Annotated in this window: 11 protein-coding genes and 1 tRNA gene; 2 read left to right on the forward strand and 10 right to left on the reverse strand. The window is 59.8% G+C overall.

Features of this window, described 5'->3' with window-relative positions; translation table 11 throughout:
• Positions 1 to 166: 166 nt before the first annotated feature.
• The 3 genes from mmsB to chvE form a co-directional block, all read right to left on the reverse strand.
• Complete coding sequence (mmsB, locus tag NMG70_RS10795) at positions 167 to 1,459, reverse strand: multiple monosaccharide ABC transporter permease (RefSeq protein ID WP_254024458.1); 1,293 nt, start codon at positions 1,457 to 1,459, stop codon at positions 167 to 169.
• Positions 1,456 to 2,988 (reverse strand): multiple monosaccharide ABC transporter ATP-binding protein, encoded by a 1,533-nt coding sequence (gene mmsA, locus NMG70_RS10800; protein ID WP_254024459.1) that lies wholly within the window; start codon positions 2,986 to 2,988, stop codon positions 1,456 to 1,458. Before mmsA ends, mmsB begins: the two co-directional genes overlap by 4 nt.
• A gap of 99 nt (positions 2,989 to 3,087) precedes the next feature.
• Positions 3,088 to 4,152: a multiple monosaccharide ABC transporter substrate-binding protein gene (gene chvE / locus NMG70_RS10805; protein ID WP_202364657.1), complete on the reverse strand. Its 1,065-nt coding sequence runs from the start codon at positions 4,150 to 4,152 to the stop codon at positions 3,088 to 3,090.
• Positions 4,153 to 4,489: 337 nt separating this feature from the next.
• Here chvE and NMG70_RS10810 point away from each other — a divergent pair, with 337 nt between their 5' ends.
• On the forward strand, positions 4,490 to 5,479 hold the full coding sequence (locus tag NMG70_RS10810) for a LysR family transcriptional regulator (RefSeq protein ID WP_254024460.1): 990 nt from the start codon (positions 4,490 to 4,492) through the stop codon (positions 5,477 to 5,479).
• A gap of 167 nt (positions 5,480 to 5,646) precedes the next feature.
• Positions 5,647 to 6,651 (forward strand): L,D-transpeptidase family protein, encoded by a 1,005-nt coding sequence (locus NMG70_RS10815; protein ID WP_254024461.1) that lies wholly within the window; start codon positions 5,647 to 5,649, stop codon positions 6,649 to 6,651.
• Positions 6,652 to 6,820: 169 nt separating this feature from the next.
• Here NMG70_RS10815 and NMG70_RS10820 read toward each other — a convergent pair whose 3' ends face one another.
• From NMG70_RS10820 to NMG70_RS10850, 7 genes are all read right to left on the reverse strand, one after another.
• A complete protein-coding gene (locus tag NMG70_RS10820; RefSeq protein WP_254024462.1) occupies positions 6,821 to 7,702 on the reverse strand; it encodes a hypothetical protein in 882 nt (293 codons plus the stop codon).
• Positions 7,699 to 8,094 (reverse strand): phage holin family protein, encoded by a 396-nt coding sequence (locus NMG70_RS10825; RefSeq protein WP_254024463.1) that lies wholly within the window; start codon positions 8,092 to 8,094, stop codon positions 7,699 to 7,701. The genes NMG70_RS10820 and NMG70_RS10825 overlap by 4 nt, the downstream gene beginning before the upstream one ends.
• Positions 8,091 to 8,792 carry a hypothetical protein gene (locus NMG70_RS10830; RefSeq protein ID WP_254024464.1) on the reverse strand — a complete coding sequence of 234 codons (702 nt, stop codon included), beginning with the start codon at positions 8,790 to 8,792 and terminating at the stop codon, positions 8,091 to 8,093. The genes NMG70_RS10825 and NMG70_RS10830 overlap by 4 nt, the downstream gene beginning before the upstream one ends.
• 617 nt (positions 8,793 to 9,409) lie before the next feature.
• Positions 9,410 to 10,135 (reverse strand): Crp/Fnr family transcriptional regulator, encoded by a 726-nt coding sequence (locus tag NMG70_RS10835; protein WP_254024465.1) that lies wholly within the window; start codon positions 10,133 to 10,135, stop codon positions 9,410 to 9,412.
• A gap of 154 nt (positions 10,136 to 10,289) precedes the next feature.
• On the reverse strand, positions 10,290 to 10,538 hold the full coding sequence (locus NMG70_RS10840; RefSeq protein WP_367185517.1) for a DUF3606 domain-containing protein: 249 nt from the start codon (positions 10,536 to 10,538) through the stop codon (positions 10,290 to 10,292).
• Between the two features lie 265 nt (positions 10,539 to 10,803).
• Positions 10,804 to 10,877, reverse strand: a tRNA-Gly gene (locus tag NMG70_RS10845).
• Between the two features lie 79 nt (positions 10,878 to 10,956).
• The gene (locus NMG70_RS10850; protein ID WP_254024466.1) at positions 10,957 to 12,828 is read right to left on the reverse strand and encodes an acyltransferase family protein; all 1,872 of its coding nucleotides are present in this window, start codon (positions 12,826 to 12,828) and stop codon (positions 10,957 to 10,959) included.
• Positions 12,829 to 12,989 lie beyond the last annotated feature (161 nt).

Below are 12,989 nucleotides of genomic sequence, written 5' to 3' on the forward strand. Positions count from 1 at the left end.
GCCCCCGGGGGACTTCCTTGCGGCGCCCGGCAGCGCCGCGATGTGACCCGTGCCTCCTAAAAGCGCGCCGCGTTTGAAAAGGGGCCCGCTTTAATCCTTGCTTTTATGCATGCCGTTGTCCCAATACTCTGCACATTTTTGGCGACATGCATGAGTTGCCTCGCCCTCAAGCCTTGTTCTTGTTGTAGACGTCGAAGACCACGGCGCCGAGCAGCACCAGGCCTTTGACCACCTGTTGCCAATCGACATTGACACCCATGATCGACATGCCGTTGTTCATGACGCCCATGATGAAACCGCCGACCACCGCGCCAACAACCTGACCGACGCCGCCCATCGCCGAAGCGCCGCCGATGAACACAGCGGCGATGACGTCGAGCTCGCTGCCGAGGCCGGCCGCCGGCACCGCCTGACCAAGGCGCGCCGCAATAATCAGCCCGCCGAGCGCCGAGAGCACGCCCATATTGATGAACACCATCAGGGTCAGCCGCTCCGTCTTGATACCGGAAAGCTGCGCCGCCTTGGCATTGCCGCCCATTGCGTAGATGCGGCGGCCGACCGTCATGCGTTTGGTGACGAAGACGAACAGCGCGATCAGCACGCCCATCACCACGAGAACGATTGGCAGACCCCTGTAGGTGGCGAATTGGTAGACCAGAAACAGCGCCAGGGCGCTGGTCACCAGGGTCTTGACGACGAACAGCGAGAACGGCTCGGCTTCGTAGCCATGCCGCTCGCGGCTGCGCCGTGCCCTGAGTCCGAAATAAGCATAGGCGACCACGGCGACGATGCCGAGCATGATCGTCGTCATGTGCAGCGTCAGGCCGCTACCGACGATTGTCTTGCCGGCGGCGTTGACGACCGGCGGTATGAGCGTCAATGAGCCGATCACGTCGGGAATGAAGCCGGAACTGAGCGCCTTGAAGCCGACCGGAAGCGGCCCCACGGAAGACCCCCCACCCAGCAGCGCCTGGCAGATACCGCGGAAGATCAGCATCCCCGCCAGCGTGACGATGAAGCTCGGTATTCGGTGATAGGCAATCCAGTAGCCTTGTGCCGCGCCGATTGCACCACCGACGATCAGGCAGATGATCGATACCACCAGCGGATTGCTGAAAGGGCCGAGCGGCCAGATGACCATCATCATCGCCGCCAGCGCGCCGATGAAACCGGCGACGGAGCCGACGCTGAGATCGATATGGCCGGAGACGATCACCAGCAGCATGCCCAGCGCCATCACGATGATGAAGCTGTTCTGCTGCACCAGGTTGCTCAAGTTCACCGGCTTGAACAGCGTTCCGGACGTCGTGTACTGGAAGAACACCATGATGGCGATAAGCGCCAGGATCAGACCGTATTCGCGCAAATTGGTGACCAGCGCCGAGACAGCAACGCGCGGCCCTTGCTGCACATCTTCGGCGACGCCGCTTTTCGGGACGGGACCGCTTTCGGTGCTCATGATGCTTTTCCTTCTCCGCGAACGATGGCGCGCATGATCTTTTCCTGGCTGGCATCGCTCGCCGCCATTTCGCCGACGATGCGTCCTTCGTTCATGACATAGATACGGTCGGTGATGCCGAGCAGTTCGGGCATTTCAGACGAGATGACGATGATCGCCTTACCCTCCGATGCGAGACGCGCGATGATCGTGTAGATTTCATACTTGGCGCCAACGTCGATGCCGCGCGTCGGCTCGTCGAGGATCAGCACCTCCGGATTGGCGAACAGCCACTTCGACAGCACCACCTTCTGTTGATTGCCGCCCGATAGATTGCCGGTCATCTGATAAACGCTGGACGAGCGGATGTTGGTCTTGGCCTTGTAGTCGTTGGCGACGGCGAGCTCGCGCATGTCGTCGATCACGCTATGGCGCGACACGCCGGGAAGATTGGCCAGCGTGATGTTGTGCTTGATATGATCGATCAGGTTGAGACCGTAGGTCTTGCGGTCTTCGGTGACGTAAGCAATGCCGTGTTCCACTGCCTTGCTGACAGAGGAGACATCGATGGGCTTGCCGTTGAGCAGCACCTCGCCGGTGATGCGGCGGCCATAGGAGCGGCCGAACAGGCTCATCGCGAATTCGGTGCGTCCGGCGCCCATCAGCCCGGCGATACCCACCACCTCGCCCTTGCGGACGTCGATATCGATGCCCTTGATCACTTGCCGCTCGGCATGGATCGGGTGATAGACCGACCAGTTCTTCACCTGGAGCACGATCTCACCGATGTTAGGCTCGCGCGACGGATATCGGTCGTCCAGCGAGCGGCCGACCATCGAGGTGATGATGCGGTCTTCCGAGATGTCCTTCTTCGCCAGCGTCTCGATCGTCCGCCCGTCGCGGATGATCGTGACCTTGTCGGCGACCCGGTTGATTTCGTTGAGCTTGTGCGAGATCAGGATCGAGGTGATGCCCTGCCGCTTGAATTCGAGCAGCAGGTCGAGCAGCGCCTGGCTGTCCTTTTCGGACAGGCTCGCCGTCGGCTCGTCGAGGATCAGCAACTGCACTTCCTTGCTGAGCGCCTTGGCGATCTCGACCAGTTGCTGCTTGCCGACGCCGATATTGGTAATCAGTGTCTTGGGGTCTTCCCTAAGGCCCACCTTCTTGAGCAGAGCGCTGGTGCGGGTCTCGTTGGCGTTCCAGTCGATGATGCCGTAGCTGGCGTGTTCGTTGCCGAGGAAGATGTTTTCGGCGATCGACAGCATCGGAACCAGCGCGAGTTCCTGGTGGATGATGACGATGCCGCGGCGCTCGCTGTCGTGGATGCCTTTGAAATGGCACTCATCGCCGCGATAGACGATTTCGCCATCATAGGTGCCGGCTGGATATACGCCCGACAGCACCTTCATCAGTGTCGACTTGCCGGCGCCGTTCTCGCCGACCACGGCGTGGATCTCGCCTTCCTCGACGCTTAGGTTGACATTCGAAAGCGCCTTGACGCCGGGAAACGTCTTGGTGATGTCACGCATCTCCAAAATCGTCGAGGCCATCGGCAATACCACTCCTGCGAGGTCCGGAAACATACCGGGGTCGTTCACTGACGAAGCGGGGCCCTGCGCTGCGCAGGACCCCGGGTTTTACGTCTGCGGTTACTTCAGCTCTTCGGCCTTGATGTAGCCGGAATCGACCACCAGGGCCTGGTAGTTCGACTTGTCGACATCATGCGGCGTCAGCAGGATCGAGGGGACGACCTTGACGTCGTTGTTGTAGGTCTTGGTGTCGAGGCCTTCCGGCTTGCCGCCCGAGAGCACCTTGTCGACGAGCTCGACCGTCGCCTTGGCGAGTTCGCGGGTGTCCTTGAACACGGTCGAATACTGCTCGCCGGCGATGATCGCCTTGACCGAAGCGGTTTCGGCATCCTGGCCGGTAACAATTGGCCATGGCTGATCGGCCGTGCCGTAACCAACGGCGCGCAGCGAGGCGATGATGCCGCGCGACAGGCCGTCATACGGCGAGAGCACGCCATCGACGCGGCTGCCATCCGAGTAGTTGGCGGAGAGCAGATTGTCCATGCGGGCTTGGGCGGTGGCTGCCAGCCAGCGGAGCGTGCCGACCTTGTCCATGCCCATCTGGCCGGACTTCACGACCAGGGTCTTGTCGTCGATCAGCGGCTGTAGAACGGACATGGCGCCGTCGTAGAAGAAGAAGGCATTGTTGTCGTCGGGCGAGCCGCCGAACAGTTCGACGTTGAACGGACCCTTGTTCTCAGGATAGCCGAGGCCCTTGAGCAGCGATTTCGCCTGGATGACGCCGACGCCGAAATTGTCGAACGTTGTGTAGTAGTCGACATTCGGAGTCTTCTTGATCAGTCGGTCATAGGCGACGACCACGACGCCGGCGTCAGCCGCCTTCTGCAGCGCGTCCGACAAGGTGGTGCCGTCGATCGAGGCGATGATCAGCGCCTTTGGACCCTTGGTGATTTCGTTTTCCAGCTGGCTGAGCTGGTTGGGGATGTCGTCCTGCGCATATTGCAGGTCGACAGTGTAGCCCAGAGCCTCGAGCTGGGACTTGACGGCGTCGCCGTCGTTGATCCAGCGCTGCGAGGTCTTGGTCGGCATCAGCACGCCGATGAGGCCTTCGCCTGCCTGCGCCGGGACCGTCATGGCCGCGATGCTAAGGGCCGCGACGGCGGCCAGTGTCTTGATGATCTTCACATTAACTCTCCCTGGTTGATGGACGCGCACCCTGGGTTTCGTGGGCCGCGCGATCGTGCAGGAGCGAGCCAAAACGCGCCGCTGCCGCTATATCGATCTCCGGTATCCTCCCAATCGGCCCTGAGACTCTGGTTCCGGTCGATGCGATTTTTCTCGCTGGCGACGGTCAGGCTTCAGGACGCGCAAAGGGTGTGGCGCTTTGCCATAACTGTCAAATGCGATCTTTGGTAGTTGCTATACCCAAACTGATATACTGAAAGTGGCCAAAAGAATTCAAAGTGGCCAAAAGATCGGCCGGGATTGCCGGCCGGCGACGAGCGAGGAGCAAACCGATACCATGGCGGCGCTAAGGGATCCTGGCGGACTTTCAGATGGTTATGGGGAAAGTCCCGGCAGGAGTGAGACCTTGCTGCGCAGCGGCCTTAGCCTGCGCCACATGCGAATGATCGCAGCCCTCGATGACCATGGCCGGGTCAGCGCGGCAGCCCAGGTCATGAACATCTCCCAGCCCGCCGCCTCGCGCATGATCGCCGAGATGGAGGCGGTGCTCGACGTCAAGCTGTGCGAGAGGCTGCCGCGCGGCATCACGCTGACGCCCTATGGCAAGGCGTTGGCGAGGCGCGCGCGTTCGATCCTGCTCGAGATGCGTGAAGTCGACCGCGAGATATCCGAGCTCAAGGCGGGCAAGGGCGGCTCGGTGTTCCTGGGCGCGGTGACGGCCCCTGCAATCGAGCTCGCCGTGCCGGCGATCCGCGAGATCCGGCGCATCTATCCGCGTATCGAGATCACCATGCAGGTCGAGACCTCCAATGTGCTGGCGCGCGAACTGATCGCCACACGTCACGATTTCATCATCGCGCGCATCCCCGAGGACCTCAATCCACGGCTGTTCGAGGCCCGCGTCATCGGCGTCGAAAAAGCCTGCCTCATTGTGCGGCGCGGCCACGCGCTGGCTAAGGGCAAGGCGGTGCGGCTGGAGGAGACCGCCGCCTATGACTGGGTTTTCCAGTCGGGCGGCTCGCCGCTGCGCCAGGCGATGGAGAGCAATTTCCTGAACCGCAACATCGCGCTGCCGGACCGCATCCTCAACACCAGCTCGCTGCTGCTCACCCTGGTCATGGTCGCACAGTCGGACGCCATCGCGCCGGTGTCGATCCAGGTGGCGAAATTCATCCAGAACCCAGAGGGGCTGGCCGGCGCCATCGACGTCGTCCAGACCGAATTCGACATCGAGGTCAGGCCTTACAGTCTGATCACCGTAAAAAATCGCGTGCTGTCGCCGGCAGCCAAGATGCTGCACGACTTCATTTTGAGAGAGGTGGGCTGACGGCGTTAAATCAAGCAATCCATTGCCAATCCGTTGGACAGCTATCCAGCTACACGGCTCTTCGGTCATGTCGCTTCAATTCGGAATATCGCTCGAGCGAAGGAACCACACGGGGCCGTGCCGCGTCATAGAGGCGGGCTCTTGTTGCAGTCCCAGCGAGGCTATCGATGATAAGATTTCTCCTCGTCTTCGCCGCGACGCTTGCCTTCGCATGCGGCGAGACGGGGGCGGCCAAGCTGGACCTAACCACCGTCAATCAGGCCCAGTTCGCCGCCCGCGAACCGAAGGGTGTCGACCCGACCGTGCTGAAGGCACAGATTCTCTTGGATCGCGCCCGCTTCTCGCCTGGGCTGATTGACGGTCGCCTTTCAGCGAACTTCGCCAAGGCAGTCGGCGCCTTTCAGGCGGCGAACGGACTCCCACCCGATGGCAAGCTCACTCCGCAGACCTGGAGCAAGCTCACGGCAACCTCCACCGACCCGGTGCTGGTCACCTATGAGGTAACGCGCAAGGATGTGCGCGGACCCTTCACCAGGCGTATTCCGGCTCGCATGGAGAGGATGGCCCGTCTGCGGCGGCTCGCCTATCGCAACGCGGTGGAGAAGCTGGCCGAGCGCTTCCATGTCAGCGAGCAGTTGCTCAGGATGCTCAATCCGGACGGCGGCTTCAGGAAGCCCGGCAAGACTTTAACCGTGCCTGATGTTGGCCGGGGCGATCCTCCCGCGGCCGTTGCCGGCATTGAGGTCGACAAGGGCGCTCGCCTGGTGCGCGTGCTCGACCCTTCCGGCAAATGGCTCGCAGTCTACCCCGCCTCGATCGGCAGCGACGAAAACCCGGCGCCAAGCGGCATGGCGGAGGTCAAGCGCGTGGTGCGCAACCCGACCTATCACTACGATCCGGACTTCGCCTTCAAGGGAGTCAAGAGCAAGCGTCCCTTCACCATCGCTGCCGGGCCGAACAATCCCGTGGGATCGGTCTGGATCGATCTCTCCATCGAAAGCTACGGCATCCACGGCACGCCCGAACCTGGCAAGATCGGCACGACCTTCTCGCATGGTTGCATCCGACTGACCAATTGGGATGTCGAAGATCTCGGCTCCATGGTGCAGCCGGGCACGAAAGTCGAGTTCAAGGACGAGATCGCCCGCGCCGTCGACGAGCTTGCTCCGTAGCAAAGCGGACCGGCCAGCACCTGCTCGCAAGCACGGCGTGCGCCGAGACCTTCGCCGCGTTCCGAAAATGCCCTTCGCCAGAGGCCCGCTACTTCAACAAAACCACATCCGCAATCACTTCCGATACGACCGGCGACGTCCTATGGACAGGCCCAGGGCGGTGGCGATGCTATGAGGTGGTGGAAGACCCGTCCGACGACCCCGGCAAACGCTCGCGAATGGCTTCTTCGGTTCGCTTTGCGGTCGATTCGACAACTTTGCCGACCTTGCCTGCCAGCGTGTCGGCATCTCCACCCGAGCCTTGCCGGTCGGCCTCTTCCTTGACCGCTTCATAGGCTTCGGCGGCAACTTGCTTTGCTTGCTCCAGGCCCGTTTCGACAACCTCCTCCGCAGTGTCGCGAATTTTGTCGCGGTAGGGGCCAAGTTGCTCATCCTCTGTGGCTGTGTGGGGCAGCATCACCCCGATGGCAGTGCCCAGCGCGAGGCCGAATGCCGCGATAGCCAGCGGTTCGCGCTCGAACAGGTCCTGTGCCGATTGGCGCGTTCGAGCCGCTATTTCGCTGGCGCTTGAGCCGAACTGGCCGGCGGTGTTTGTCATCCTCTCCTTGGCGCCCGTTGCGGCGTTTGCCGCAGCTTCGGCCGCGCCGCTTGCTGCTGATGTAACTGAACCGGCGGCATCGGAGAGCATCGCCCCGATTCCGGACCCTTCGTTGCCCTGGCTGAAATCATCGCTGCGCAGGTCGGAGAAAGCGTCGGGAGCCGTGCCTGTCCGATATGTGGCAGCAGCTGAACTGGTTCCTGACGTGCCGTTGCCAAGCATAAGCCACGCCAGCCCGGCTCCAATCAACGTTAGCGGTAACGGGTTGTCCCTGACTTGCGACTTGAGTTTGCCAAGCATGGCTGATCCCTCGCCGCCGGCGAACATTCCGGTAAATTCGTCGATCAATTGACCCGGAGTCATCTTGCTGCGGATCGAATCGGCGGTGTCTGCTATCTTGGCTCGGGCGATGTCGGCATCGCGTTCGAGCTCGGCTGCGGATTTGTCGCTCATCTTATTTGATCCTTAATCACGCGCGCGTCGCGCTTGAGTTGGTCTTGTGTGCGATCGGGCGTCAGCTCGGAAGGAGCCATGCTTTTCGTGCCAGAGCGCAAGAGAATGATTCCCAGTATCGCGACGACGATGCCGACCAGCAGCGAGGACCACCCCGCTCCCAGGCCGGCACTCGCCAGGGCGATTACGAGTGCTTGCAAAAGCACCATCAAGGCCGCGAGAAGGCATATGGCGCCGGCCAGAACCTCGGCGGCGCCTGTGCCGGCCTTACTGATTTTTTCCGACATTTCGGCCCGCAGCAGCCTGCTTTCGGTTTGAAGCAGGGTTGTGACCTGCTGTGCCAGATCGCTGACGAGGGTTGCGAGGCCGCGACTTTCCTGATTGTTGGTCATGGGTTCTGCTCCAGGCCTGCGCCGGCCCAGTCGTCGCCAGCCACGGCCCTGTCGTCTCTGGGCTGGTTGAGGCGGGGCGGCGTAGTGTTAGGTGCCCCTGCCGATCGCGTAGCGGGCTTATCCGAGTTCGAAACCGTTTCTGAACCCCCGTCTGTTTGCGATCGACCCCCGTCTGTTTGCGATCGACCCCCGTCTGTTTGCGATCGACTCTGTGTCTCGGCCCGGGCAGATGATGGCGAGCTCTTGATAAACCGCCCTAGCGCCAAGCCTGCCAACACTGAACCGGCGATCAGCGCCCCTGAATTTTCGCGGCCGAACGACCGCATCTCGCCAAGAACGTCTTCGAATGGTTTGTCCTTCAACGAAGATGAAAGGCGTTCAAGCGAGCCGGCAGCATCGAGGGCGAACTTCGAAGCGGTCCGTTGATCATTATTGGCCAGATGCTCGCTTGCTGCCCGCAACGCTCCGCTAAAGGCCTTTAGGTTGGAGCTGATATCGCGCTGTGTTCCCTCGGCCTTGTCAAATAACGCCTGCTTCGCTTCAGCAGCGTAGTCGCCCGCCTTCCTGGCGAGTTCGTCGCGCGCATCGTGTAGCGCCTCTGTCGCGGTCTGCGTTTCCTGCTGGAACCGTTCGGACAGTTCGCTTTTGGCTGTTTCGAAATCGGCCGGCTTACGGCCCTGATCGTCTTCGCGCTGCATGGCATTCTCCTAATGGAATCCGAGGAAGGAGAGGATCGCAAGCACGACGACGACAAGGCCGATGAGATAAATGACACTGTTCATGGTGGCAATCTCCTCCATTGCCTACCGAACTTGCCGGGGGCAAACAGGTTCCATCACTTCCAGCTAAATTAGCGGTAGCGGAGCAACCGGCGAGCCCGTCGAGGTCTCTTGGAAGTTCTCACGCGCCGTGTGCCGAGACGCGGACCTAGCCGGGCCGTGCGAGGTTAATCTAGTATAATAAAGCACGACGCCTAGCTCTCTTTAAGGTCAAAGCTCACAGGAAGGTTGTAGTCTATTGCACGATTGGCAATCATGTTCGCTAGGTCGGAATCAGAGACCGAACATGCCGGTACGATTTGTTTGAGCGCCTTAACGGCGAGCCTCGTCGATATGAAACTATGGCGCCGCCTCCGAATATTTACATAATGTTCGATGAGATTTTCGAGTTCACGCATATGCAATCCTTCTTTGACGTCAACTGTGCCAATTGAACCCAGCTGTAATCGATCCGGAGCGAGGGCTCATTCACATTGTTTAGCTGACGAGAAATCTTGATCCCGCATCAGCGCGCTGGCGCATCCTGGCCGAGGCGGTCACCGCGGTTCATGGAAGAGATTTAGGTAGGTCGCATCAAAGTCGGCCAGCAAGGCCAATCGCTGGAAATCCAGGATAACAATCCTCCTGTCTTTCCAGCTAACCAGGTCCTTCGATCGAAGTTCCTGCAGCGTCCGGTTCACGTGAACTACAGATAGACCAAGCACGTCGCCCAATTCCGCCTGGGTCAGTGGAATCGCGAACGTCTGGTCAGAGGCCAATCCAACTATTTCCAACCGGACATACAACTCGCAGATTATATGTGCGAGATGCTGTTTGGCGGAGCGACGCCCGAGGCAGGTTATCCAAGTGCGTTGGATTGAGGCATCGATAGTCGTCGAAAGCCAGAGCATCCGGGTGAGGTGTGGACTGCCATCCATTGCTGTGAGCAGGTCTTTGTGTCGAATGAAAACTACATCGCACGAACCCAGCGCGCTCACGCTGTGATCCATCACTTTTAGCAGCAGACTATGAAGATCGACAAAGTCTCCCGGCACGTGAATTGCCGTTATTTGACGCTTTCCTTCCCGAATAGCCTGGTTTCGAACCGCGAACCCATTCGCGACAAGACAGCTTTCGGCGGGGCGGGAACCCTCCCTGACGATCTCCTGATCTGGTCCGAAAGTTACCGGCCGGACCGGAAGGGCCTCAATAAGCGCGATTTCGTCTGGCGGCAGGGTGTCGCGGCGGTCGAGCATGCGAACCAGGAGGTCTTTGCCGATCATCGCGGTGCCTTTTGAGCAGATCAGGCAGGGAGTTCCAGCGGCTCGTGCCAGTTGACGTACCGCAGGTCCCGAGCATCTACGACTTGGCCCCCTGTCGGATTCGCATAGATATGGTCGCTCTCATGTTCGACTTCTTCGCTATGTCGCTTGCCGGTCATGGGCGGCCCTGGTTGTGAAAAGTCCGGTTGTCGTTCGAGATCCGCTCTTGTGTGGTCACGGCGCTTCCGAGCTTCCGAGCCTCCCGATACAGGGTCTCGCGATCAGTGCCGTGCTTGCCAAAAAGCTCGCGGATCTGCGGTATTGAGAGGCCGAACTTGGTAGCGAAATAGCGGAACTCATAGTCTTGGTCGTGCGCGACGCGGTTTCCGTCGCCAGAACCTCTATTGCTCTTGTCGTCGGCCATTTCCGGTTCCTCCCTGGCTGGCCTTCAGATCAAACGCAACGCGGATCAGCGTCTTTTGTTGCCGCCTTTTATTAGAATCACGTTATGTTCTATCCGGCTGATATGGGCCGCCCACCTGATCATGTGGGTCTTGCGAGGTGCGGCGCCGGCCGGTCCGACTTCATTGCGCAGATGATGCCTTCCTTGGTGGCCAGGCCGCTCCAAGGTGACGAACGGATTCCACCGACCGCAGCTCGTCATCAACCTCAATCCTTTTCTGGGAAGCTGGAGCGGGTAGCGGGAATCGAACCCGCGCGTTCAGCTTGGGAAGCTGACAGGCTACCATTACATCATACCCGCGCAGCAGCCTCGTTACCACGCAACCCGGCGTTCGGGCAATGGTTGAGCGTGCACTCATGCCTTGCCAGCCGCTAGACTGTTATTCCGTCGTGGCAAGGGCATCGTCTGTGGCAAAGGCCGGCCAGTATTTCGAAATTGCCAGCGTGGCCCCGATGGTAGAAAAATGGCCGTAATCGAAATAGAGGAACTGGCCTGCGTCGGCGTAGGAGCAGCGTCCGGCGCTACAGAGGAAATTCAGCGGATCGATGAAGGTGGCGCCTTTGGTAAATGCGCGCACACGGTTGTTGATGTCGGGATCCATCGCCATTGGCCACGATGTATCATCGAGTTTTTCGCGCGTTGCGAAGAACGCGATTTTCCGAACATCTGTTATGAACTGAGGAGACTGGCCGATGACAAACACGCGCACACCCAGGCCACGAAGCGTATCGATCGTTTGCTGGAGACCGTCGAAACTTCTGGCCTCATAATCGGTCCACCGACCGCTGAGCACGACCGTCTTGATGCCAGCGTCCTGGATGATCTTCAGGGCTTGCTGATTGAACCGCATGCAATCTGGGCGTCCATAGGAGAAGTAGGAGAGAATTGGGGGACAGCCCGCGTAGGTGTATTCCACGATATTGGCCTGGAGTTGATTCATGTTGGCGTCCAGGCCTGAAACATAGTGGGCTGCGAACGAGTCACCCCACAACAAAACGGTTGTAGGGAAGCCGCGTGTGCGCGTGCAATCCTCGATATTCCAGTTTTCGATCCGGCTGAAGCCCTCGTTGAAACAGGTGCCATTGCCCCAGTCCCCGACAGGAATCCGCTGTTGGACATAGTCTGGAAAGCGTTGCGGAAAGCCGTTGCCGAGCGCCCCCGCCGCCCCGCCTAGGCAAAGAACAGCAATTGCGCCCGCTGAAAAGGCGAAGATGGGCGCCGGGGCGGTGAAGCTCCTTTTCTGCCGAAACGGCTGCTCGATGTACTTCCAGGAAAACGCAGCCAGCGCGAAGCTTGCTACCGTCAACGCAACGGTCATCGACGGGTCGAGTTCCTCTAGAGAGAGATAGTGCGCGAACGCATTGATCGGCCAGTGAACAAGATACAGTGAATAGGAGATGAGGCCGATCCAGACCAGCGGCCGGACTTCTAATATGCGGCTGGCGATCGTCGAGGGGCTGTTTTGGCCGACATAGATAAGGAGGGCCGTTCCGAGGCAGGGATACAAGGCGTTGTAGCCCGGGAACGGGTCGCTCTCCGAGATCGCAAAGAACCCGATGGCGAGAAGGCCAAATCCGGCCAACCCGACCAGTTCCATAAGGAACCGGTTGCTCAAGGGCGGGGGGCGTTTCAGCATAAGCACGGCACCCAGCATGAGTTCCCAGATCCGTGTCGGCAGCAGGTAGAATCCCGCGTTTGGCGCCAGCCACGTCGCCATGACCGCCAGCACGAAGCTGCCGAGGATGATCGGCAGGAGTATCGTCAGCCAGCGTTTGGCAAAAAAGCGGTAGATCAGGAACATCAGGATGGGGGCAAAGATATAGTACTGCTCCTCGACCGAAAGCGACCAAGTGTGCAACAGCGGTCGGAGCTCGGCATCGATCGAGAAGTAATTTGACGTTTTCCAGAAATAGATGTTCGACCAGAAAGTCGAAGCCGCTATGACGCTGAGGCTGAATTCATGCAGATCCGACGGCAGAAGAATGAACAAGGCCGCAATACAGGTGAGAAGCGTGACAAAGATCAGCGCCGGCAGAATGCGCCGGGCGCGGCGCCAGTAGAAACTGACGATCGAAAACTGGCCGCGTTCAAGGTCGTCCAGAAGGCTTCCGGTGATCAGGTAACCAGATATGACGAAGAAGATATCGACGCCGGTAAAGCCGCCCGGAATTGCCGAGATGCCGAAATGGAAGAGTACAACCGGCAGTACCGCAACGGCCCGAAGACCATCGATATCGCGCCTGTACTTCATTCAAGAAGCCCTGTGTTCCAAGAAGCCCTGCGTTCGCAAGTCAGGGTGAGGCCAGCGCAGTCCGTCCATGGCCGGGCGATGAGTCTGGCAATTCGATATCAACTGGTTACCCTCTGTCGTCCAATTTTGCTGCGCTGCAACATAAGTGTCAAGAGCACAAT

This window comes from Mesorhizobium ventifaucium, from assembly GCF_935822925.1.
GTDB classification, from domain to species: domain Bacteria; phylum Pseudomonadota; class Alphaproteobacteria; order Rhizobiales; family Rhizobiaceae; genus Mesorhizobium; species Mesorhizobium ventifaucium.